The sequence below is a fragment of the Paraburkholderia gardini genome (assembly GCF_907164545.1).
Lineage (GTDB): Bacteria > Pseudomonadota > Gammaproteobacteria > Burkholderiales > Burkholderiaceae > Paraburkholderia > Paraburkholderia gardini.
Genome location: NZ_CAJQZB010000011.1, coordinates 13,821 through 35,090, shown reverse-complemented (window position 1 = coordinate 35,090; position 21,270 = coordinate 13,821). Strand labels below are relative to the sequence as shown.

The 21,270-nt window shown below is 62.3% G+C and carries 22 protein-coding genes and 1 pseudogene; 16 read left to right on the top strand and 7 right to left on the bottom strand.

Translation table 11 applies throughout. From position 1 onward, the window contains the following. The first annotated feature begins 10 nt into the window (after nt 1–10). The 4 genes from LPA37_RS10300 (at nt 11) to LPA37_RS10285 (ending at nt 2,325) form a co-directional block, all read left to right on the top strand. Entirely contained in the window at nt 11–718 is a 708-nt protein-coding gene (locus tag LPA37_RS10300; RefSeq protein ID WP_229012490.1) for a chorismate--pyruvate lyase family protein, read from the top strand. Then, on the top strand, nt 718–1,194 hold the full coding sequence (locus LPA37_RS10295; protein WP_229012489.1) for a DNA-deoxyinosine glycosylase: 477 nt from the start codon (nt 718–720) through the stop codon (nt 1,192–1,194). Before LPA37_RS10300 ends, LPA37_RS10295 begins: the two co-directional genes overlap by 1 nt. 186 nt (nt 1,195–1,380) lie before the next feature. Further along, nucleotides 1,381–1,779, top strand: coding sequence for a VOC family protein (locus LPA37_RS10290; protein WP_228976055.1), 399 nt, complete (start codon nt 1,381–1,383; stop codon nt 1,777–1,779). A gap of 204 nt (nt 1,780–1,983) precedes the next feature. Further along, entirely contained in the window at nt 1,984–2,325 is a 342-nt protein-coding gene (locus LPA37_RS10285; protein ID WP_228976054.1) for a zinc ribbon domain-containing protein YjdM, read from the top strand. Nucleotides 2,326–2,468: 143 nt separating this feature from the next. Here LPA37_RS10285 and LPA37_RS10280 read toward each other — a convergent pair. Next, nucleotides 2,469–2,663: pseudogene (locus LPA37_RS10280) on the bottom strand (transporter substrate-binding domain-containing protein); the annotation flags it as partial. A gap of 349 nt (nt 2,664–3,012) precedes the next feature. On the opposite strand from LPA37_RS10280, the gene acpA reads away from it, so the two are divergent. Next, on the top strand, nt 3,013–4,764 hold the full coding sequence (gene acpA, locus LPA37_RS10275; protein WP_229012488.1) for an acid phosphatase: 1,752 nt from the start codon (nt 3,013–3,015) through the stop codon (nt 4,762–4,764). A gap of 58 nt (nt 4,765–4,822) precedes the next feature. Here acpA and LPA37_RS10270 read toward each other — a convergent pair whose 3' ends face one another. Both LPA37_RS10270 and LPA37_RS10265 read right to left on the bottom strand, forming a co-directional pair. Further along, nucleotides 4,823–6,289, bottom strand: a complete 1,467-nt coding sequence (locus LPA37_RS10270; RefSeq protein ID WP_229012487.1) for an alkaline phosphatase family protein — start codon at nt 6,287–6,289, stop codon at nt 4,823–4,825. A 186-nt stretch (nt 6,290–6,475) separates the two neighbouring features. Then, nucleotides 6,476–7,438, bottom strand: a complete 963-nt coding sequence (locus LPA37_RS10265; RefSeq protein WP_229012543.1) for a 2-hydroxyacid dehydrogenase — start codon at nt 7,436–7,438, stop codon at nt 6,476–6,478. 313 nt (nt 7,439–7,751) lie between these two features. Between LPA37_RS10265 and LPA37_RS10260 the strand changes: the two genes are divergently transcribed. The 9 genes from LPA37_RS10260 (at nt 7,752) to LPA37_RS10220 (ending at nt 15,880) form a co-directional block, all read left to right on the top strand. Continuing rightward, nucleotides 7,752–8,510, top strand: coding sequence for an SDR family oxidoreductase (locus LPA37_RS10260; protein ID WP_229012486.1), 759 nt, complete (start codon nt 7,752–7,754; stop codon nt 8,508–8,510). 54 nt (nt 8,511–8,564) lie between these two features. Continuing rightward, nucleotides 8,565–9,881 (top strand): MFS transporter, encoded by a 1,317-nt coding sequence (locus LPA37_RS10255; RefSeq protein ID WP_229012485.1) that lies wholly within the window; start codon nt 8,565–8,567, stop codon nt 9,879–9,881. A gap of 26 nt (nt 9,882–9,907) precedes the next feature. Continuing rightward, nucleotides 9,908–10,297 (top strand): VOC family protein, encoded by a 390-nt coding sequence (locus LPA37_RS10250; RefSeq protein ID WP_228974061.1) that lies wholly within the window; start codon nt 9,908–9,910, stop codon nt 10,295–10,297. 108 nt (nt 10,298–10,405) lie between these two features. After that, the gene (locus tag LPA37_RS10245) at nt 10,406–11,650 is read left to right on the top strand and encodes a citrate synthase (RefSeq protein ID WP_228974062.1); all 1,245 of its coding nucleotides are present in this window, start codon (nt 10,406–10,408) and stop codon (nt 11,648–11,650) included. A gap of 351 nt (nt 11,651–12,001) precedes the next feature. After that, the gene (locus LPA37_RS10240) at nt 12,002–12,835 is read left to right on the top strand and encodes an ABC transporter substrate-binding protein (protein ID WP_228974064.1); all 834 of its coding nucleotides are present in this window, start codon (nt 12,002–12,004) and stop codon (nt 12,833–12,835) included. Nucleotides 12,836–12,875: 40 nt separating this feature from the next. Continuing rightward, a complete protein-coding gene (locus LPA37_RS10235) occupies nt 12,876–13,592 on the top strand; it encodes an amino acid ABC transporter permease (RefSeq protein WP_228974067.1) in 717 nt (238 codons plus the stop codon). A 22-nt stretch (nt 13,593–13,614) separates the two neighbouring features. Next, nucleotides 13,615–14,265, top strand: coding sequence for an amino acid ABC transporter permease (locus LPA37_RS10230; RefSeq protein WP_229012484.1), 651 nt, complete (start codon nt 13,615–13,617; stop codon nt 14,263–14,265). Continuing rightward, nucleotides 14,262–15,023 carry an amino acid ABC transporter ATP-binding protein gene (locus LPA37_RS10225; protein ID WP_324251700.1) on the top strand — a complete coding sequence of 254 codons (762 nt, stop codon included), beginning with the start codon at nt 14,262–14,264 and terminating at the stop codon, nt 15,021–15,023. Before LPA37_RS10230 ends, LPA37_RS10225 begins: the two co-directional genes overlap by 4 nt. A 95-nt stretch (nt 15,024–15,118) precedes the next feature. Next, on the top strand, nt 15,119–15,880 hold the full coding sequence (locus LPA37_RS10220) for an IclR family transcriptional regulator (RefSeq protein ID WP_228974072.1): 762 nt from the start codon (nt 15,119–15,121) through the stop codon (nt 15,878–15,880). A 34-nt stretch (nt 15,881–15,914) separates the two neighbouring features. Here the strand turns inward: LPA37_RS10220 and LPA37_RS10215 are convergent, their stop codons facing one another. From LPA37_RS10215 to LPA37_RS10205, 3 genes are all read right to left on the bottom strand, one after another. After that, nucleotides 15,915–16,760 carry a helix-turn-helix domain-containing protein gene (locus LPA37_RS10215; RefSeq protein ID WP_229012483.1) on the bottom strand — a complete coding sequence of 282 codons (846 nt, stop codon included), beginning with the start codon at nt 16,758–16,760 and terminating at the stop codon, nt 15,915–15,917. 37 nt (nt 16,761–16,797) lie between these two features. Then, nucleotides 16,798–17,355: a carboxymuconolactone decarboxylase family protein gene (locus LPA37_RS10210; protein WP_229012482.1), complete on the bottom strand. Its 558-nt coding sequence runs from the start codon at nt 17,353–17,355 to the stop codon at nt 16,798–16,800. Between the two features lie 124 nt (nt 17,356–17,479). Then, on the bottom strand, nt 17,480–18,547 hold the full coding sequence (locus LPA37_RS10205) for an alkene reductase (protein WP_229012481.1): 1,068 nt from the start codon (nt 18,545–18,547) through the stop codon (nt 17,480–17,482). A gap of 105 nt (nt 18,548–18,652) precedes the next feature. Here LPA37_RS10205 and LPA37_RS10200 point away from each other — a divergent pair, with 105 nt between their 5' ends. Continuing rightward, nucleotides 18,653–19,549 carry a LysR family transcriptional regulator gene (locus LPA37_RS10200; protein WP_229012480.1) on the top strand — a complete coding sequence of 299 codons (897 nt, stop codon included), beginning with the start codon at nt 18,653–18,655 and terminating at the stop codon, nt 19,547–19,549. Nucleotides 19,550–19,689: 140 nt separating this feature from the next. Here LPA37_RS10200 and LPA37_RS10195 read toward each other — a convergent pair whose 3' ends face one another. After that, nucleotides 19,690–20,721 carry an AraC family transcriptional regulator gene (locus LPA37_RS10195; RefSeq protein WP_229012479.1) on the bottom strand — a complete coding sequence of 344 codons (1,032 nt, stop codon included), beginning with the start codon at nt 20,719–20,721 and terminating at the stop codon, nt 19,690–19,692. Nucleotides 20,722–20,862: 141 nt separating this feature from the next. Here LPA37_RS10195 and LPA37_RS10190 point away from each other — a divergent pair, with 141 nt between their 5' ends. Then, on the top strand, nt 20,863–21,270 hold the full coding sequence (locus tag LPA37_RS10190) for a carboxymuconolactone decarboxylase family protein (protein ID WP_228974088.1): 408 nt from the start codon (nt 20,863–20,865) through the stop codon (nt 21,268–21,270).

Genomic DNA, 21,270 nt, shown 5'->3' with positions numbered 1-21,270 from the left:
AATGCGGCGCATGTCTATCCGTTTCGATGCCGCCAACGCGCACTGGCGCGCGGCGCCCATGCCCGGTTTCTCGTCAGACCAGAAAGACTGGCTCACCCGCGGCGGTTCATTGACCGCCCATCTCGCGACGCTTGGCGCGGTCATCGTCCGCGTGACGCGTGAAGCGGTCGCGCGCGCGTGGGACGATGAATACGCCGCGTTGTGCATCACGTCGCGTGCGCCGGTCTGGGTGCGTGAAGTGGTGCTGTCCGTCGATGGCACGCCGTTCGTCGCCGCGCACAGCGTCGCGCCGCTCGCCGCGAGCGTCGGCGCGTGGCAATCGATGCGGTGTCTGCGCAACCGGCCGCTTGCCGAACTGCTGTACAGCGATAGCAGCGTCGCGCGATCCGCGCTGGTGAGTCGTCGGCTCAACGCGCGACATCCGCTGTACCGGCTCGCTTCGCGCGAGATCGACACTGCCGCGCCGCACGCGCTTGTCGCGCGGCGCTCGGTATTCGAGCGACACGGCGCACCGCTGATGGTCACCGAATGCATGCTGCCCGCGCTATGGGCGTATCTTGCCTCGCGCGCGCGAACGCAGGCGCGGCCACACGATGCGCGCGAACCCGGCTACGACGCGCCGGCGCGTGCGTATCCGCGTGAACATGGACGTCCGCTCGATCACACGACATCGCGCGCGCATTCCGCGCCGCGCACGCCACGTGAAGGAAGTTGCTGATGCTGCGCGGCTTTGCCCCTGTGGTCGCGGCGGATACGCACACGCTGGTGCTCGGCAGTTTCCCGGGCGAAGCGTCGCTTGTGGCGACACAGTACTACGCACATCCGCGTAACCAGTTCTGGCGGCTTCTGGGTTCCGTGACTGGTGAGGCTTTGCTTCACGAATTGCCTTATGACGCGCGGCTCAAACGCGTGCTTGCGCATGGCATCGGCATCTGGGACGTGCTGGATGCGTGTCATCGTGAGGGAAGTCTGGATTCAGCGATTCGCAACGCGCAGCCAAATGACTTTGCGTCGCTGCGAGAGCACGCGCCACGCCTTCGCAAGGTTTGCTTTAACGGCAAGGCGGCCGGACGGTTTGCCGATGTGATCGGCGCGGCGGGCTATGAAACGCTTGTGCTGCCTTCATCGAGTCCGGCGAACGCGATGCTCTCGTTCGAGCAGAAGCTGCTGCTTTGGCGAAAGATTGTCTCTTGACGTCTCGTTTTTCGAGGCTGGACTTGCTGAATGTATTGAGCGTGAAGGGCGCTTTGCGAGCCCACTCCGGCCATTTGCCTCGTTCAATTTCGGACATTCAAACGTCGATCGATGCGGCCTGGTAAAAGGTAATTGCTCTGCCGGGCGGTAAGGTAACTGCCTGAACTTTGACAGGAGAAAAAATCAATGCAGCTTCTCGATCATGTTTCGATCGGCGTTCCCGATCTTGACGCGGCACGTCCATTCTACGACTCGACCATGAAGGCACTGGGAGCAACCAAGGTCTATGACCGTTCCAATGCGCTCGGTTACGGAGAGCGCTGCACGTCGGCCGACACAAAATCGACGTGCCTGAGCGTCTATCTGGACCCAGGCAGGATCGATGTAAACAAGCGGCATTGGTGCTTCAAGGCGGTGTCTCGCGAACAAGTGGACGCATTTTTTACAGCTGGCCTCGCCGCCGGCGGACGTTCGGATGGTGAACCTGGACTTCGACCTCACTACCATGGCGACTACTATGCAGCGTTCCTGTTCGATCCGGCTGGCAATCGTGTAGAGGCGGTATGTCACACCGCCTCGAATTGACACAACGACCAGCCAGGTGCGGGAAGCAACGTGCTCTCCCCTCGAAATGCCTGATTGACTGACTCAGGGCGTGAAGCCGATCTTCAGACATTCTGAAAACAGACGCCCGACATTGACGTCATGAGCGCGGCAAGACAAGCAAGCCATCGGACGACGCTATACTTTCGCGCTTTTATTGCCTTCGTCAGGCATCAGGAGTTACACATGAGCGCATTGCCTTCCTGTCCGAAATGCAATTCCGGGTTCACGTACGAAGATGCGGGCGTCTACATCTGCCCGGAGTGTGCGCATGAATGGTCGGTGCAAGCAGCTGTGCCGACCGAAACGGTTGACAGGGTTTATCGCGATTCAGCTGGAAATGTCTTGCAGAATGGGGACACCGTCACTGTCATCAAGGACTTGAAGCTGAAGGGTTCGGCCGGGGTGATCAAGATGGGCACCAAGGTAAAAAATATCCGGCTGCTGGACAGCGACCACGATATCGATTGCAAGATCGATGGCTTTGGTGCCATGAGCCTGAAATCGGAATTCGTCAAGAAGGTGTGACCAGGCGCATGGCGCATGATTGGCGCCTGTTGGTCCGACCCGGAAACGGGTTGCCTTCCGGGTCCATGCCACCGGCTCAGTCCTTGAACGTCCCGGGAGATTCAACAACGAGCGCGGGATCGATTTCCTTGTGAGTGAGGCCGAATCTGGACATCCCATCGACCTGCCTCGACGCCGGGCAGCAGTTCGCTGAATGTGGTCAGGTGATGCTCGATGTGGGTTACGCCGATCGCTCGTAGTACTGTCTCCGCCAACTCGATGTCTGCTCCCGTAGCAACCCGATCCGGCTCCGTCCAGCCGAATGGCGGTTCTTCGATGTACGCGATCTTTACTTTCATCAATTCTCCTCGCTAAAAGTGAACGGCCAGAATGGGCCCGTAAGATCGACGGAGCTGATTGTCGACGATTCTACTGGCACCATCGAACGTCGCCTTTTGGCCGAACCCGACATCGTACCGATGGAATACTGCTCGCCATAACTCCACGCCTTGCGCGTTTTAGTGTTCCTTTCGATGCGCGGATGTCCTGTCATCGATCTGTCATTCAAATGCCTCGCCTGCACGCTACGATCTGAAGCCGCACGCGGAGCGGACCGCCGCGGCTTCGGGCGATGCATCCGCGCGCATGCCGCCGGTCACCCGAGCCCGGCTCGCGCCTCTACCCCGATCACGACAAAAAGGAAGCGGCATGACAAGAAAGGAAGACCCGTCCGTTGAATCCCCGCAATCGACTGAAACGGAGAAAACGCCGTCCGCCCCGAATCCCCGCCGGCGCACGTTTCTCGGCGGGCTTGCGGCGGTCGCCGTTGGCGGTGGGCTCGCCGGCTGCGCGGCGCCCGAGGGCGCGGGCGACGGCCGCACCGCGCGCGGCCTCGGTGGCGCCGAACTCGATGCCGCACTGCGCGAGAACGTGAAGACGATCGTCGTGATTTATTCGGAAAACCGCAGCTTCAACAACCTGTTCGGCGATTTCCCCGGTGTCGAGAAGCCGCTCTTGTCGTTGAAGCCCACCGACTACCTGCAGCGCGATCGTGACGGCAAGACCGTGTTGCCGTATTTGCCGCCCGTGCCGGGTGGCTGGCTGCTCAAGGATCAGGTCGCCGACGGTGTCAGCTACCGTGCCGGACAGCAATACCAGACGAACCTGCCGAACGCGCCGTTCGCGCTCAAGGGGCCGGGCGGCGAAAACCTGCCGCTCTCGCTCGTCACGCACGACCTGTGGCACGTGTTCTATCAGAACCAGATGCAGATCAACGGCGGCCGGAACGACATGTTCGTCGCCTGGGCTGATTCCGCCGGCTTCACGATGGGCCACTACGCGAACACGAGCTACGACCTGCGCATGTGGGATCTCGCAAGCGAATACGTGCTGTGCGACAACTTCTTCCAGGGCGCGTTCGGCGGGTCGTTTCTCAATCACCAGTATCTCGCCGCGGCCACGCCGCCGCGTTATGCGAATCCGCGCGAGAGCATCGCGAAATTCCAGATCGCGGAGACCGTGAGCGGGCGCCCTGACGACCCGAACCTGAAGCCGTTGCCAGCAACGCCCCCAAGTGCGATGAATGGCGTCCCGAAGTTCGGCCCGAGCGCGCTCACGCCGCCAGAGACGCTCGCCGGCGGCGCGACGCTGAGCTACGCCGTCAACACGATGATGCCGCCGTACGCGCCGACGCCGCTCACGCCCGGCCCGGACGGCGTCGTCGATTTCCGGCTCGACGCGAACGCGATGGCCGCACCGCCGCAGACCCACGAGCACATCGGCGACAAGCTCGACGCGCGCGGCGTCGAATGGGCCTGGTATGCAGGCGCCTTCCAGGAGACGCTCGATCGTCACGGCGCGAACCTCGCGAACGGCACGCCCGTGATCCCGAACTTCCAGTATCACCATCAGCCGTTCAACTACTTCCACAATCTCGCGCCGGGCACCGAGGCCCGCGCGAAGCGTCTGCGCGACGGCGGCCTCGGCGACGACGAGAGCACGAACCGCTTCCTCGCCGACGCGCGCGCGGGGCGTCTGCCCGCTGTCACGTTCTACAAGCCGCAGGGCAACCTGAATATGCATGCGGGCTATGCCGACGTCGCCTCGGGCGACCGCCACATCGTGCATGCGGTCAAGGCGCTGCGCGCGAGCCCGCAGTGGAAGAACATGGTCGTGATCGTGACCGTCGACGAGAACGGCGGCTGGTGGGACCACGTCGCGCCGCCGAAGGGTGACCGGTGGGGGCCGGGCACGCGCGTGCCGGCACTCGTCGTCTCGCCGTTCGCGAAGAAGGGATACGTCGACCACACGGTCTACGACACGGGCTCGATCCTGCGTCTCGTCACGCGCGTGTTCGGGCTCGCGACGCTCGACGGTCTGAAGCTGCGCGATGACGCGATGCGTGCGCGCGGACAGACGCCGATGGGCGATCTCACCCATGCGCTGACGTTCGGCGCGTAACGTAACGTAACGTAACGGGAGCGAAGGGCGATGCCGTCGGGACGGCACCGTCCTTCGTTCAGTGCCCGCTGTCGCGCCGGTTGCGCCGGCGCTGGATATGCTGGCTCCACGCGGCCGAGCGGTCGCGGATGAAGTTCGTGAGCCCGGCGCTCGAAGCCGGCAACGGGTCCGGCTCCACGTCGTAATGGCCTTTCTCGTTGCGGACCGGCAGCGCGGCGACGCGGGCCGCCTGCAGGCGATCGAGCCGCGAAGGCGTCGAGGCGTTGTGGTGATGCGGGCTCGAAACCGGCACCGCGACGTTCGCGAGCGGATCGTCATCGCGCGGCCGGTCGAGTGTGAGCACGTCGCCCAGCGACGGCGCGGCCGCGTCGCGTTTCGTGAGCGGTTGCGTGCCCCAGCGCTCGTGAATCGTCTTCAGCACCGACGTGTGGTCGATCGTTTGTCCCTTCGGCGCATGGAACACCGAGCCTGCCTCGATCAACGGCGAGACGAGCACGGCCGGCACGCGCAGGCCGAAGCGCGTGAAGTCGAAGCCATATTCGCCGACCGTGCCATCGCCGGGCGGCGTTGCGTTCGACGGCGGCGCGACGTGGTCGTAGTTGCCGCCGTGCTCGTCGTAGTTAATGACAAGCAGCGTCGAGTGCCAGGCCTTGCCATTGCGCAGGGCGTAATAGGTGTCGTGGACAAGCTGTTCGCCGGCTGCGACGTCGTAGTTCGGATGCTGGCTGTTGCCGGTCGCGTCCCAGCTCGGCTCGATGAACGTGAACGCGGGCAGCTTGCCGCTCGCGGCGAGCGCCTGGAAATCGCGGAAGTGGCCGAAATGACGCTCGTCGGCGTGCTGCACGTCGGGGAAGTCATGGCGCGTGAGCGGATCGCGGTTGTAGCCGAAGATCGCCCAGTCGACCTTCGCGTCGCCGAGGTCCGAGAGGCGGCCGAAGATGCTCGGGCACGTGAAGATCTTGACGTGGTCGTCGAGATGGCCTTGCGACGTGCCCGCGAGCGCGAACGCGCGGTTCGGCATTGTCATCGTGGGCACCGACGCGAACCATGCGTCGCACACGGCATAACCACGTGCGAGCCCTGAGAGCACCGGCAGCAGCTCAGGCGTGTACATGCCCATGATCTGCGATGGCTCGGTGCCGGGCAACGAGTCCTTGTAGTGCTTCGCGAGATCCGACGCGATCGCCGACCTGAAGTTCAGCACAAAACCGCCGTTGTCCGGCACGGCACCGGGGGCGGGGTCGTCGGTTGAGAACAGCTGGTAGTTCGTGTTGTAGAAACCTTCGCCAGGATCGGCACCCGGCATCAGGTACGGATGCGGATCGCTCGCCTGGATGCGGTAGACCTGGATCTCACGGCCTGTGTCGTCGGGATTCGATTCGTTGCCGGTGAGGCCGTCGAACGCGTGGCCGAGCGGGGAACGGTTTCCAGTGGCGCTGTAGAGGAAACCGAGCATCTGGTCGAAGGAACGGTTTTCCAGCATCAGATACACGATGTGATCGATTTCCCCAAGCTTGTTCGCCATGGCAGTCTCCTTTACGAACTTCGCAAAGTACGGCGCTTGCGTGATCGTTGTGTGACCGCCCCGGTGTGTGTCCGCCGCTGGAACATCCATGAAAGCGCCTGCGCTTCGTGAATGGCCTTGTGACGCGTGACTGGAACATGCCCAGCCACGCGTGCATTGCAAACCCTGATTCGGGGAGTTCGAGCCTCAGACGGGATTCAGGGCAGGTCGCCCATCCAGCACGGCGGCGACATTGTCGAGCGCCGTAAACCCCATCTGGTCGCGGGTCTCGATCGTGGCGCTGGCCATATGGGGCGTCAGAAACACGTTGTCGAGTTCCGCGAAGCGCTTGTCGACATTGGGTTCGTTCCGGTACACGTCCAGCGCCGCGCTGAACAGATGCCCCGAAGTCAGGGCGTCGTATAGCGCATCTTCGTCCACGAGGCCGCCACGTGCCGCGTTGACAAAAACCGCGCCCCCTGGCAGGCGTCCAAACTCATTTTTCGTCATCAGCGGGATACCTCCTCCCGGCACGTGCAGTGTGAGCACCTGGCAATGCGGCAGCATTTCGTCGAGGCTGGCGTAAAACGCAGCACCATTTTCCACCGACGGAGCTGCACGGCGGGTATCCGTGTAGATCACGCGCATGCCGAAACCCTGCGCGCGCTTCGCAACTGCCCGGCCGATACGCCCGAATCCAACGATGCCGAGCGTCTTGCCATTCACTCGCATGCCCAGCATTTCGGTCATGCCAAACGATTTGCCCCATCCGTTGCGCATGATTCGTTCGTACTCCGACGCGCGGCGGCAGGCCGCGAGCACGAGGAGCATGGAGAAATCGGCCGTGCATTCGGTCAGCGCATCGGGTGCGTTCGTGACGACGATTCCCCTTTCGCGGGCGGCAGCCACGTTCATGTGATCGATGCCCGCACTCGCGTTCGTAATGATCCTGACGGTCGAGGGCAGCGCGGCAATGTGCTCCGCCTGCAAACCGGACTTCTTTCCGATCAGTACGGCCGGCACGTCGTGCTTCGTGCAGAAGTCGACGACAGACCATGAGTCCATATCGGACTCGGTCACGAAGGCATGGAATTCAGCCTCGGCGCGATTCGCCACGGCTGTGGGAACCTTTCGCGCAATCAACAGCCGGGTACGTTTATTTTCCGACATGGTTTTTCCCTGGATGAACAGACGTCGAGAGACTACGAAACCCCAGACCGGACCGTCAATGTTGATTAGATGAATCAACTTGTCGGAGATGATTCGTACCTTATTCATCCGGACGTACCCCGCGCGTTGCGACCGGTTTCCTTCCACGTGCCTGGCCCGCGTCGCTGCGGGCAACGTCTGCATCAGGAAAACCCTGATGCGATCCCACCGGTAATGCCCTCAGACGTTGATTCAATGAATCAAGATTGCTCAACGCATGGCGCGAATGCAAACCTCTTTCCCGTGTTCAACTGAATTGTCGAGAGGAAGTGAAATGCCTGCATCGAAGAAATTCGCCGCCGTGACAGGTGCCGGCTCCGGCATCGGCCGCGCCGCTGCCGTGGCGCTCGCCAACGCTGGATTCGTCGTCGCGTTGATCGGGCGCAGAGCCGAACCGCTGCTGGAAACGAAGGAAACAATCGGTATTGCCGGCGGAGAAGCGCATGTATTCCAGGCCGACGTTGCCGATGCAGCATCGGTCGAGCACGCGTTTTCGCAGATCGCCGGGGCATTCGGTCGGCTCGACGTGCTCTTCAACAACGCGGGCCGCAACGCGGGGGCCGTCCCCCTGGAAGACTACGAGGTCGATTTCTGGAACGATGTCGTGGCCACGAATCTGACCGGCGTCTTTTTGTGCGCGCGGGCCGCGTATCGCTTGATGAAAGCACAGTCCCCTCAAGGCGGACGAATCATCAACAACGGATCGATTTCAGCGTACTCGCCGAGGCCACATACGATTGCCTATTCGGCAACCAAACATGCCGTCACCGGCATCACCCGATCGATCGCGCTGGACGGACGCGCATTCAACATCGCCTGCGGCCAGATCGATATCGGCAACGCGGCGACGCCACTCACGGAGCGCATGAACCGGGGCGTGCTGCAAGCGGATGGAAGAATGGCGCCCGAACCAGGAATGGATGTGACGCACGTGGCGAACGCGGTTGCGCACATGGCCAGTCTCCCACTCGAGGCCAATGTTCTCAACATGACCATCATGGCGAGCGCCATGCCGTTCGTCGGCCGCGGATAAACCGGCCTGCCGTCAAACATAAAAAGACAACAGACTCATGTTCTGGAGACACCGATGAAAGTCGTAGAGGAACAAACATTACTGGCGCGAAGCCCGGCTTACGCAGATACCGCGAAACGCACCAGGGTGCGGTACGTCGTACTCTCGATGCTGCTCGTGGCAACCATCCTCAATTACGTGGACCGGTCGGCACTGGGCATCGTCGCGCCGGGCCTCTCGAAGAGCCTGGCGCTCAACAAGATGCAGATGGGCGAGCTGTTCGCGGCATTCGGCCTTGCCTATTCTGTTGCCCTCGTGCCTGGCGGCGTGCTGACCGACGTTCTCGGCTCGCGCGTAGCCTATGCGCTGTCGCTCGTCGGCTGGTCATTCGCCACGCTGACGCAGGGTTTCGCGAGCGGCTATCAGATGCTGTTCGGTTCGCGGCTTGCCATCGGCGCACTGGAGGCGCCGGCCTTTCCTTCGAACGCGCGCGCCGTGACGTTGTGGTTTCCCGCCCGGGAGCGCGGCTTCGCGACCAGCGTCTATGTCATGGGGCAATACATCGGGACGCCGCTCTTCACTGGCCTGTTGCTGTGGATTTCCACCGCATACGGCTGGCGTACCGTTTTTTTCGTGACGGGTGGCTTCGGCATTCTGTTCAGCATGCTCTGGTACCGGATTTATCGCGATCCGCTTCAGCATGCGGGCGTGAATGCCGCCGAGCTGCAATACATCAATGAAGGCGCCACGGCGTCGCGCAAGCCTCGCGAGAAGTTCGACTGGCGCATGGCGCTCAAGCTGCTCAGCTACCGGCAGATTCTCGCCATCTGCCTCGGCAAGTTTTGCAATAACACCCTGCTGGTCTTCTTCACCACGTGGTTCATGACCTATCTGATCGAAGCCCGTCATATGTCGATGATCAAGGTCGGGATCTTTCAGGCACTCCCTTTTATCGGCGCGACGATCGGCATTCTTGTTGCTGGCTACCTCTCGGATTTTTTCATCCGGCGTGGAGTATCGATTTCCACTGCGCGCAAGGCGCCGCTCATCATCGGAACAGCGCTTGGCGCGTCTATCGTGCTCGTCAACTTCGTCCAGTCGAACGAACTGGTGATCGCCATCCTGACTGTCGCGTTCTTCGCGCAGGGCGTCGGGTCGATGTCGTGGGCCGCCGTCTCCGAAATCGCGCCTCGACAGTACGTCGGACTGACCAGCAGCATTACCAGTCTGGCGGCCAATATCGCGGCCGTCACCACGCCGCTCATGATTGGCTACATTACCCATCACACCGGCCACTTCTACTGGGCCCTCAATCTGATGGGCGTGATATGTCTGCTCGGGACGCTCTCTTACTCCGTGCTGCTGGGGAAGCTTTCCCGCATCGAACTGTGATGCTTTCTACTAACCGGTGAGATCGAATGATTGAATTCAAGTGGGATCATCTGCAACTGTGCTCGGCGGATGCCGAGGCCACCGCCGCATGGTTCGCGCGCTGCCTGAACGCCGAGATCGTGCGTCGCCCGGGGCGAGTGGATGTGCGCATCGGCAGCATCAACCTTTTCATCACTTCGCTGGCGAGCGCCCAAACCACCCGTCCTCATGGTGAGCGGAAGGAGGGCATCGATCATTTCGGCGTGGTCGTGGACGATCTCGATGCAGCGTTCGACCATCTGTTGCGTTGCGACGCGGAAATCGTCGAGCCGGTCAAGCAGGTTCGCCCCGGCGTCAGAGCCTGTTTTGTGCGATCGCCGGGCGACATTCTCGTCGAGATCCTGGAGCGGCGACCCGCCGAGATGACTTTTATCTGAAAAAACGTCAGTATTGACGCCGGACCGGTCGCGCTCGCATGCAACGCGCGATCCGTATCGCAATTCCTCTCCTGCCGCGTTCCACCGCCTCACCTTGCCTGCCATCCCATGCGAAACTGGATCACTCTGACGGAAGCAGCCCGACAACTCGGAGTGCAGGCTCAGACTGTCTATGCGTACGTAAGTCGAGGCAATATCGCGGTCATGTCGGATCCGCATGATCCGCGCAAGAGTCTCTATCGCGCGGAGGACGTCGCTGTTCTGTGTCGCAAGAAACAGGTGGGACGCAAGCGCGAGGCGCTCGCCGCCGGGACGATATTCGGTGCGGAGCCCTGCATTTACAGCGGCATCACCACCTTCGCAAAAGGCCGGGCATATTACCGGGGACGGGACAGCATCCGGCTAGCGGACACGGCGACGCTTGAGGACGTGGCGGCCATTCTCTGGAATGCGCGCACGTCCGTTTCCTTCGAAACCGGGGACGTGCCACTACAGGGTAACGAGCGAGGCAGGCAATGCGCGTTCACATCGCTGGCGGCGCTTGCGGCCTGCGGGCACTCGACCCTTGGACGCACGGACAGTGCACTGCATGTGGAGGCTGGCCGGCTCGTGGCGTTCGTCGCGCAGGCGTTTGGCGCCCGATGCGACGCGAACGCACAAAGGGTGCATGAACGTCTCGCGCTCGGCTGGGGCCAGGACCGCGATGGCGCCGAACTCATCCGCCGCGCCATGGTCCTCGTGGCCGACCACGAGATCACGAGTTCCGCGTTCGCCGCGAGGATTACAGCCTCCACCGGCGCATCGCTGCCGGGATGCCTGCTCACGGGGCTCGCGACGCTCTCAGGCCCGTTGCATGGCGACGCGTCAGGCCGCGTGCGGGCTGTGTTCGACGACGTCCGAAGACTCGGTGCGGAGTACGTCGTTGCCCATCATTTGCAGTCGGCCATCCCAATCCCGGGGTTCGGACATCATCTGTATCCGGACGGCGATCCGCGGGCGGGCGCATTGCTCGAAATGCTGAATCCCCCTCAAGAGCTTATGTCGTTCGTCACCAGGGTGGTGGAGCTGACCGGGCTCAAGCCGAATATCGACGTTGCGCTTGCCGCGCTCGCGGCGCAGCTGGAATTGCCACGCGATGCGTCGTTCGCGTTGTTCGCAACGGCCCGGAGTGTGGGTCTGCTCGCGCATTGCATCGAGCAGCTTCAGGTCGGCAAGGTCATACGGCCACGAGGCCGCTATACCGGACCCGCACTGGAGGACGCCAGCCCCGCGTTGCCCGCGGAAGGTGGCGAGAAGACGCTCGATCCGGCCACGCTCGACAAGAATCGGCTGTTCAAGGCGGTTGAGCCCTGAGAAGGCGTAAAGCCGGGTCTTCGCTGAAACGCAAGGTCGATCTGCTCTTCGACGGAGTGGGGAACGGTGCCGTCAAACCGGATTCGTATCTGGCCGGCCCTTTCACCTTGAAAGCATCGCACGGCTATAAAACATGCCCGGGCGATGCTGACGTATACCCCATTGCGACGATTTTTTTTCCGTGGAACACTGCGTTTCATCTGCTGTGTCGGACACGAGTCCGGTATATCAGACAGTTGAGCATAGGCGCACGATCATCTCGATCTCATCCGTCGGAGCATGCTGCGAGCGCCATGCCGATCATCGTTTCTTTCCACGCACCGACTCATCACTTCAGATCGGGACCCAAAAATGAGACTCGTCAGAGAAAGCGCAAGATTCGCTGGTTTGTTCGCTGTGACCGCTCTGCTGGTGTTCGCCGGCTGCACAAAGATCGCCACGTCCGATCAGGGCGGCGCGGTCAATTCGACGCTGAAGCAGGTCCTGCAGCGTGGGACGCTGCGAGTAGGCGATTGCCTGACCTTTGCACCGTTCGGCTTTTACAACAAGGCCGGCCAGCCCGATGGCTACGACGTCGATCTGGCGAAAGAACTGGCGAAGCAAATGGGCGTCAAGCTCGAGGTCGTGAATACGACGAGCGCCAATCGCATCCCGAACCTCCAGACCAGCAAGGTTGACGTGGTGTTCTGCAACTTCACCCGCAACCTCGAGCGTGCGAAGGAAATCGCGTTCACGAATCCGTACGTGGTAGCGAGCGAGGCGCTGCTCGTGAAGAAAAGCAGCGGCATCAAGTCCATCAAGGACATGTCGAACCGTACGATTGCCACCGTCAAGGGTTCCACGAACGGCGACGAAGTGCGCTCGCTGAATATGCAGGTGAAGATCCAGGAATTCGACAGTTCGGAGGCAGCAATCCTCGCCGTCAAGCAGGGCCAGGCCGACGCGATGATCGAGGACAACAACTTCCTCGCCTATCAGGCATCGCTCGATCCGGAACTGACCGTGACCAACGAAGCGCTGGTTCCTCTCGAATACAACGCGTTTGGGGTGAAGGCGGGAGACCAGGTCTGGCTCGATTACCTGAACCTGTTCCTGTTCCAGGTCAACGCGTCGAAGTTGAACGCACAGCTCTACAAGAAGTGGTTCGGCTCAGACCCGCGTTTCCCGCTGAATCCACAGTATTGAATCCGCGTCTGCTCTACGTCGATTGAGAGACGGAGGAACCATGAGCTATGAATGGCTGACCCTTGCGGGCTACTGGAATGATTTCGTTCACGCGGCGTGGCTGACACTCCAGATCACGCTGCTGGCTTTCATCCTCGCGCTGCTGCTCGGCTTGCTGACCGCGCTGGCAAGCGCGTCGCGCGTCGGGCTGCTGCGCGCCGTTGCGAGTGTCTATATCGAGGCGATTCGCAATACGCCGGTGCTGCTGCAGATCTTCATCGTGTTCTTCGGCTTGCCGTCGCTCGGCATCACACTCAACGCCTACACGGCTGGCGTCATTGCGTTAGGGGTGAACGTCGGCGCGTATCTGGCCGAGGTATTTCGCGCGGGCATCCAGTCCGTGTCGCGCGGTCAGATGGAAGCGGCATCGATCCTCGGCCTCTCGCGCTCGCAGATCTTCGTCGAGGTCGTTCTGCCGCAGGCCGCGCGCGCCGTCTATCCGGCGATCGTCAACAACCTGATCCAGCTGCTGCTCGGCACATCGCTTCTGTCAGCGATCGCACTACCGGAGTTGAGCGGAACGGCGACGGTGATCAACGCACGCACGCTGCTCTATATCCAGACCTTCACGATCACGCTGATCATCTATCTGGTGTTGAGCAACTTCCTGTCGTGGGTGGCGGCCCAGCTCGGCGTGCGCGTTTTTCATCCGCCGCTGGTCATGAAGAAACGTACCCGCCGTTCGTTCCTTGTCGCGCGACAGGCCGATCGCACCTGAGTGCCCAAACCGGAGATCGAAGATGTCAAGCGAATTGCTAACGACGAGCCTCGCGATCCTGCTTCAGGGTCTGCTGGCGACACTGCTTCTGTCCGCGGCGTCGATTGTCGGCGGAACGCTGATCGGCCTGCTGGCGGCCGTATTGCGGTCATTCGGGCCATGGGGTACGCCGCGCGTCGCAAAACTCTATACCGAACTGTTTCGCGGCACGCCCGTGCTGATCACGCTGATGTTCATCTATTTCGGCGTGTCGTACTTCGGTTATGCAATCGATGTATTCGCAGCGGGTGTGGTGGGCTTGAGCGTCTATCAAGGCGCCTACATTGCCGAGGTGTTCCGCTCCGGCATCGAAGCTGTTCCGAAAGGACAGTGGGAGGTATCGCAGATCCTCGGCCTCAGCAAGACCCAGGCTTTCTTTTCGGTGGTTCTGCCGCAGACCGGAAAGATCGTGATGCCGCCGCTCATCGGCCAGTATCTGTCGCTCATCAAGGACACGTCGATCGTCAGCATGATCGGCATGTCGGAATTGATGCATGGGGGTCAGGCCATCGTCGACCGGGTCGGGAAGCCGGTGGAAATCTATGGACTCGTTGCCGTGCTGTATTTCATCGTGTGCTTTCCACTGTCGCAGTGGGTGCGCCACCATGATCGAAGAAGGAGCCTGTTGTCATGACCGTTACTACTACGACCACTGCGTCCAGACCCATCATCAACCTCGCCGGCGTCAGCAAGTCTTTTGGCGCCACGCAGGTGCTCAAGGAGATCAACCTCGATGTGCGGCCGGGCGAAGTGCTCGTGCTGATCGGCGCCTCCGGTTCCGGGAAAAGCACGGTGCTGCGCATCATGAGTGGCCTTGAAACGGCCGACGCAGGCGAGGTCTGGGTCAACGAAGTGCCGCTACACGATGCGCGACGGGCTAGAGAAATCCGTGGGCACGTCGGCATGGTGTTTCAGCAGTTCAACCTGTTTCCACATAAGACCGCGCTTGGCAACGTAACGCTCGCGCTCATCAAGGCGCGCAAGATGAGCCCGGCCGATGCGCGCAAGCGGGCGATGGATACGCTCGACCGCGTGGGGCTCGCCGACCGCGCCGCGCACTATCCGAGCCAGCTCTCGGGCGGCCAGCAGCAGCGCGTGGCGATCGCGAGGGCGCTGGCGGTCGAGCCGGGCATCATGTTCTTCGACGAGGCGACGTCCGCCCTCGACCCGGAACTCGTCGGCGAAGTAACCGAGGTCATGCGAGGGCTGGCGCGCGACGGAATGACGATGGTTGTCGTCACACACGAGATGGGCTTCGCGCGCAAGACCGCCGATCGTGTCGTGTTCATGGATAAGGGTGTGATCGCGGAGCAGGGCGCACCCGAGCAGATCTTCGTGGACCCGCGGAACGAACGCACGCGCCAGTTCCTGCATCGCGTGCTCGACCATTGAGCGCGCGACCGGACGGGGAAGAGACGCTCGTTGCCCGCCAGACTCACGTCAAACAAAAGATGAACCGCGAAACTGTCGTCGATGGAGTTGAAGGAATGTCCGCACCAGAATCATCGAGGGCGAGAGGCGTTGACCGCGTCGTCGGAATTTTCAGGCAGTTGCATATCGCGCGGCGTCCGATGACGATGCGCGACCTGATTGAAGCGACCGGCGCGCCGCGTTCGAGCATCTACGAACTGGTCACCATTCTCACGGAAGCGGGATGGCTCGAAACCGCGGCGGACGGCAGTGTGTTTTTTGGCCGCGAGATGCATTACTACGGCGCCGATTACGCAGTACACAACGATCTGATCAGTCGCGCGCACCAGGCGATTCTCGCGCTGGTCAGGAACCACGATGAGACCGCGCAACTGTGCATGCTCGAAGGCAACAAGTACACCGTGGTGCTGTCCGAGAACAGCTCGCGACCGTTCAATATCAGTTCCGACATCGGCGTGAAGGTGCCGATTCCGTGGACCGCAACGGGCCGCCTGTTGCTCGCACACCTGCGCGCGGACGAGATCCGCGCGCTGATTCCAGACGAAGACTTCATTCTCGACAATGGCAGGCGCGTTGAATTCGAGGACTTTCTCCATGACGTCGAGCGCACTGCTGAACAGGGTTACTGCTGTACAGAAGGCCTTTCGCACACGTTTCGATACTGCATGGCGGCACCCATACATGATCGAACGGGTCTGGCGGTCGCCGCGCTCTGCTTTATGACGAGCCGCGACACGGCGCCGGAAAAGCGCACGGCGATGCTCGAAGATCTCATCAGGTCCGCGAAGGCGTTGTCGCAGCCTTACGCGCGGCTATAGCGGTCGGTGGGATCGCAGCCGGCAAAGCCGCCGCTCAGTGTTCCTTTGAGTGCGCTGCGAGCAGTTGCTGATGGCGTGCTTCGGTTGCATCGTCGGCGGGGAACATACATTCCAGGCGCAGTTCCTGCGCGGCAACGGTCTGCGGTGTTCCGACGCTCGTCACCATCGAAAAATAGCGGAGAACCACGCCCTCGCTGACGAAGCCGAGCGGAATGACCGGCATCGTGGGCGTGGCGGTCGGCGCACGATGCGTCTTCCAGTCGGGCGGCACATCGGGATACGCAAGCAGTTCGTCGAGCAGACGCGTTGTGTTGTCGTCGATGACGTGACCGACCGATTCGCGATACACCCGTTGCAGCAAACTTCGCGAGACGTTGTCCCAGTCGGCCACGAACGGACGCATACCCTGCGGATCGAAAATCAGATGCAGCATGTTGCGCGGTCCTTCGCGCGACGCCATGTCGATGAAGTGGTTGAAAAAGCGAAGCGCCGCGTCGTTGGTCATCAGGACGTTCCAGTGACGGTCCATCACGATCGCCGGAAACGGTTCGTGCTGGCGAACGACCCGCTCAAGCGCACGGATGACGCTATGCATCTCCTGTGCGTTCCACGGTGCCTCCGAATACACGGGCGCGTAGCCAGCGGCGAGCAGCAGGGCATTGCGCTCGCGCAGCGGCACGTCGAGCGTCTGCGCGAGGGTCAATAGCGTCTCCCGGCCCGGCGCGCTGCGTCCGCTTTCAATGAAGCTGATCTGGCGCTGCGAGACACCGGCCTCGAGCGACAGATCGAGCTGACTCACGCCACGCACGTCGCGCCAATAGCGCAATAAATCCCCGAGTTCGCTCCGTGGCACTTTTGGATCGGGACGGGTGACGTTCATCGGATTCCCCTGATCAAGGCGGGTGACTATAACGGGCTCAGGTTGCGCTCGCATGCCAGACGAACTCCTCAAACGGCGCTTCGAGCGCCGGCTGGGTCACGCTGCTGGTGTAGTTCGTGATAGCAGATGCTGCCACCACCGCAATGACCTCGAGTATCTGTTCGGAACTGAACCCCGCGTCGAGGAAGCGTCGCTGGTCCGATTCGGCAACGCGACCGCGCTTTTCGATCAGCGTGCGCGCCAGCGTCGACAGCGCGGCCAGTCTGGTGTCGCCAGGCAGGCCGCCGTGCCGGATTGCGTCGACATCCGCCGGATGCAGGCCGGCCTTCAACGCGAGGGCCGAGTGAAACGCGACAGGCCACTCACTGGCGTTCGTGACCGCGTTGGTCAGCAGCAACGTCTGGATCTGCGGCTCCGTCAGACTGCTCGCATGCACGCGCTCGAACAGGCCGATGAAGCCGTTGATCAGCACCGGTGAAGCGGCCATCGCGGCCGCGATGTTCGGAATCAGGCCGAACGCCTGTTGCAGTTGCTGAAGCACGGGCCTTGATTGCGCGGGCGCGGACTCGATCGTGTGAACAGGATAGCGGGACATGGTATCTCCTTGACGGTGAGCGCCACCGGATTGGTGGCGCCCGACAGCCAGAGAATAGAAGCGCTCGCTCCGTACGCCAATTACATCGGATGTAATCGCCGCGCGGCGACGCAAAGCGCACGGCTCATCGTGTTTGCTCCAGGACAGGGTAGTCGATATAGCCTTGGGGGCCGTCGGAATAGAACGTGTCACGGTCCGGCGCATTGAGCGGCGCGCCCTCGGCGAAGCGTTGCGGCAGGTCCGGATTCGCAAGATACAGGCTGCCGAATACGGCGGCGTCGGCATCGCGTTGGGCGATCAGCGATCCGGCGCTGTCCCGGTCGAGTCTGCCGCCGACAAGCAGCGGCCCGTCGAAAAGCGGCCGCAGCAGCGCGCGGTAATCGAACGCGCTGCCGGTGCGCGCGAGATGCAGGTACGCGAGCTTCAGCATGCCGAGTCGCTGCACGAGGTATTGATACGTCTCCTGCGGCGCCGCGTCGGTCACGCTGTTGAAGCCCATCTCCGGCGAGATCTTGATGCCGGTGCGGTCGCTGCCCGCTTCGTCGATCATCGCGTTCAGCACTTCGAGGATGAAGCGAGCGCGATTCTCCGGTGATCCGCCGTAGCGGTCGGTGCGCTGGTTGGTCCCGGACGACAGGAACTGTTCCGGCAGATAACCGGAGGCCGCATGCAGTTCGACGCCGTCGAAGCCGGCTTGCAACGCGTGACGCGTGGCGAAGCGGTACGCGTCGACGATGCCGGCGATCTCGCCGGTCTCGAGCGCGCGCGGCACGACGAAGTCCTGCGGTCCTGTCGCGGTGTACACCTGGCCCGCGGCTGCGATCGCCGAAGGCGCGACGGGCGTCGCGCCGTTCGGCAGCAGGTCCGGATGCGAGATGCGTCCGGTGTGCATCAACTGCAGAAAGATCAGGCCGCCGCGCGCGTGAACCGCGTCGGTGACGCGCTTCCATCCGTCGATCTGCGCGGCGGAGTGGATGCCCGGCGTGCGCACATAGCCTTTGCCCATCGGCGACGGGAAGGTGCCTTCGGTGATGATCAGGCCAGCCTCCGCACGCTGTGCGTAGTACTGCGCGGCGAGGGCGGAGGGCACGCCGGTCGCGTCGTCGGCGCGCGAGCGCGTCATCGGCGCCATGACGAGGCGGTTGCGCAGCGTATGGCGTCCGATGCGGACGGTTTCGTTGAGAGGGTTCATGTCGATTTCCCGAAAGGTTGAAGGAGTATCGACACGATGAACTGATTCGTCAGTGGGATAAAGGCCTACAATTGAAAACACTGATCCATCAGTGGAGCAATCGACGTGGAACTACTGAACTACATGCGTCTGTTCGTGGAGGTCGCGCGCGCGAAGAGTTTTCGCCGGGCGGCGGACGCGCTGAACATGCCGAACTCGACCGTGTCGCGTCACATCGCGGAGCTGGAGAAGACGATCGGCCTGCGGCTGCTGAATCGCTCGACGCGCAAGGTCGAGCTGACGGAAGCGGGCGAGGTGTATTTCAGGCGCTGCCAGGGCATCGTCGAGGAAGCGCGGATCGCGCACGAGTCGCTGCGCGATGTGGCCGAACGTCCGACCGGCACGCTACGGGTGTCGATGCCCGCGGACTTCGCCACTGGATATCTCGCGCCGGTTATCGCGGACTTCGGGAAGACGTACCCGCTGATCGCTTTCGAGTTCGACCTGTCGCCGCGCCCCGTCGATCTGCAGACGGAGCCCTTCGATCTCGCGATCCGCCTCGGTCCGCCGCCCACGGCGCCGTCGACGCTCGTCGCGCGGCCGATCGCGGTGCTGCAGCGCTATCTGTACGCGTCGCCGGAGTATCTGAGGCGCGCCGCGCCGCTCACGCACCCCAACGATCTCGACAGACACGTGGTGTGCATCGTGGAAGGCGCAGCGAGGCTGGGGCAAGTCGCGAGGACGTTCTATCGCGGCGACGAGTCGGTCAACGTGATGGTCGGGACACGCTTCGCGATGAACAGTGTCGCGCTGAGCCGCGCGCTGGCGATACAAGGTGTCGGGCTCGCCGTGCTGGACAACGTGCTCGCGCTGGACGACGTCACGCTGGGGCGCCTTGCTCGCGTGCTGCCCGGCTGGAGTCTCGCACCGGTTCAGGTGCACGCCGTGACCGAAACCCGTCTGCTGCCGGCGAGAGCGCGGCTGTTCATCGATTTCCTGAAGGTGCGGTTGCGCGAACCGTAGAGCGCGGGTGATCGGTGGTCGCCCAGACCCTCGCGAACCTCGAGGCACAGCTCAGGGTGAAGCTGTCCGATGGTCGCCATGACGCAGCGTTCATTGTCGCGCACTGGGCTTCCAGAATGGGCGAACCAATGCGCCGCCTGCTATGCAAACGCCTCGTCAGCGCCACCGCTTCGTTGTCCTTTTCCGCTGCGCCACGCCGAAACGCTGCAGCCGAACCGCCCACTGAACCAGCGGGAAAACGCGCTCAGCGATGAGAATCCCAGCAGCGTCGCGACTTCCGACAGCGGCCGGTCGCGGCGCTCGACATATCGCATCACCAGTTCGACCCGCACCGTATCGACAATCGAGGAATAGCTTTCGCCAGACTGCGCGAGGTGGCGATGCACGGTTCTGCGATCCACGCCCAGCTGCTGCGCCAGTTGCTCGACCGAGCAGGCGCCGGACGGGAGCAGCGCGATAACCAGCTTCCTGACCTTGTCGGACATCGTTTCGTTTGACTGAACCAGCATCGAATCCAGATAGCGGCGCACCAGGTGCGCCATCACCGGATCATAGGTTGGGATCGTGGCGTCGAGATCGGAGGTCAGGCACACAATGCCGTCGAAATCCTGATTGAACTCCACCGGCGCGCCAAACACCCGTTCGTGCATGGCGAGGCTGGCTGGAGCATCGTGCGTGAAGCAGATGCCGCGCGGCTTCCAGTTCGCCCCAAGAATCATGCTCAGCATCCGGTACAGCACGCCCAGCACGAGCTCGGTAGCCTGGCGCACCAGGCCGGGAAAGCTGCCCACGATGTCTTGCCGGATGACGGACAGGCCTTCCGTCTCCTCGATGTGCATGTAGATCGCTTCGTTGTGCAGACGCAGGTAATGCGCCATCGATTCGAGCGCCTTGCGCAGCGTCGGTTGTTCGCGCACGACAAAACCGAGCGGACCCAGGTTGGACAGCTCGCGATTCTCGGCCATGCGCAACCCGAAGCCGTCGACGGCGGCGGCCTGCGCCGATGCCTCCAGCAGGCGTCCCACCGCCTCCGCGGGAATCATGGTGTCGGGGTCCAGTAACGCCGACCGGTTGATCCCGGCAGCACTCAACTGGAAATAGGGATCCAGCCCCACCGACCGCGCCACTTCGACGTAATTGGTCAGGGCCGCACTGCGCAGCAGATAGGACATAAGGATTTCCCGTAGTGTCCCGAAATGTAAATTCATAGTCCCGTTATGTCAATCGGCAATTCGCCGTTATCCGATACTTCTCTCCAGCGACGCGCGACGGTTCAACGTCCCGCGTCATCCGGGAAAGTCAGGGAGACGAAGATGAGCAACGAGACGGAGCACCGCGCCACACCGGTCTGTGACCAGCTGCGCGCGACCGGCAACTGGAATCCCGCCTGGGACGCGATTGCCGAACTCGATCCCGCCTGGGCCGAGAAATTCATGGCGATGGGCATGCACCCCGTGATGTCGGGTGTGCTGGAACCCAAGGTTTTCGAGTTCATCGCGATCGCGGTCGATGCGTCCTGCACCCACATGTATGCGCCCGGCACACGTCGCCATATCCGCAAGGCGCTCGAGCTGGGCGCCACCCGGGAAGAAATTGCAGCGGTCCTGCAAGCGGTGAGCGTCCTTGGCATTCATTCAAGCAGCCTTGGCGCGCCAATCCTGCTTGAAGAACTCGCCGCGATCGGGCAGACAAAGGCGCCCGGCCCGCAAGCTGTCGCGTAA

Bases quoted from the DNA above. Each gene is read 5' to 3' on its own strand.
- LPA37_RS10300 (WP_229012490.1), top strand. From the start codon at position 11: ATGTCTATCCGTTTCGATGCCGCCAACGCGCACTGGCGCGCGGCGCCC.
- LPA37_RS10295 (WP_229012489.1), top strand. From the start codon at position 718: ATGCTGCGCGGCTTTGCCCCTGTGGTCGCGGCGGATACGCACACGCTG.
- LPA37_RS10290 (WP_228976055.1), top strand. From the start codon at position 1,381: ATGCAGCTTCTCGATCATGTTTCGATCGGCGTTCCCGATCTTGACGCG.
- LPA37_RS10285 (WP_228976054.1), top strand. From the start codon at position 1,984: ATGAGCGCATTGCCTTCCTGTCCGAAATGCAATTCCGGGTTCACGTAC.
- acpA (WP_229012488.1), top strand. From the start codon at position 3,013: ATGACAAGAAAGGAAGACCCGTCCGTTGAATCCCCGCAATCGACTGAA.
- LPA37_RS10270 (WP_229012487.1), bottom strand. From the start codon at position 6,289: ATGGCGAACAAGCTTGGGGAAATCGATCACATCGTGTATCTGATGCTG.
- LPA37_RS10265 (WP_229012543.1), bottom strand. From the start codon at position 7,438: ATGTCGGAAAATAAACGTACCCGGCTGTTGATTGCGCGAAAGGTTCCC.
- LPA37_RS10260 (WP_229012486.1), top strand. From the start codon at position 7,752: ATGCCTGCATCGAAGAAATTCGCCGCCGTGACAGGTGCCGGCTCCGGC.
- LPA37_RS10255 (WP_229012485.1), top strand. From the start codon at position 8,565: ATGAAAGTCGTAGAGGAACAAACATTACTGGCGCGAAGCCCGGCTTAC.
- LPA37_RS10250 (WP_228974061.1), top strand. From the start codon at position 9,908: ATGATTGAATTCAAGTGGGATCATCTGCAACTGTGCTCGGCGGATGCC.
- LPA37_RS10245 (WP_228974062.1), top strand. From the start codon at position 10,406: ATGCGAAACTGGATCACTCTGACGGAAGCAGCCCGACAACTCGGAGTG.
- LPA37_RS10240 (WP_228974064.1), top strand. From the start codon at position 12,002: ATGAGACTCGTCAGAGAAAGCGCAAGATTCGCTGGTTTGTTCGCTGTG.
- LPA37_RS10235 (WP_228974067.1), top strand. From the start codon at position 12,876: ATGAGCTATGAATGGCTGACCCTTGCGGGCTACTGGAATGATTTCGTT.
- LPA37_RS10230 (WP_229012484.1), top strand. From the start codon at position 13,615: ATGTCAAGCGAATTGCTAACGACGAGCCTCGCGATCCTGCTTCAGGGT.
- LPA37_RS10225 (WP_324251700.1), top strand. From the start codon at position 14,262: ATGACCGTTACTACTACGACCACTGCGTCCAGACCCATCATCAACCTC.
- LPA37_RS10220 (WP_228974072.1), top strand. From the start codon at position 15,119: ATGTCCGCACCAGAATCATCGAGGGCGAGAGGCGTTGACCGCGTCGTC.
- LPA37_RS10215 (WP_229012483.1), bottom strand. From the start codon at position 16,760: ATGAACGTCACCCGTCCCGATCCAAAAGTGCCACGGAGCGAACTCGGG.
- LPA37_RS10210 (WP_229012482.1), bottom strand. From the start codon at position 17,355: ATGTCCCGCTATCCTGTTCACACGATCGAGTCCGCGCCCGCGCAATCA.
- LPA37_RS10205 (WP_229012481.1), bottom strand. From the start codon at position 18,547: ATGAACCCTCTCAACGAAACCGTCCGCATCGGACGCCATACGCTGCGC.
- LPA37_RS10195 (WP_229012479.1), bottom strand. From the start codon at position 20,721: ATGTCCTATCTGCTGCGCAGTGCGGCCCTGACCAATTACGTCGAAGTG.
- LPA37_RS10190 (WP_228974088.1), top strand. From the start codon at position 20,863: ATGAGCAACGAGACGGAGCACCGCGCCACACCGGTCTGTGACCAGCTG.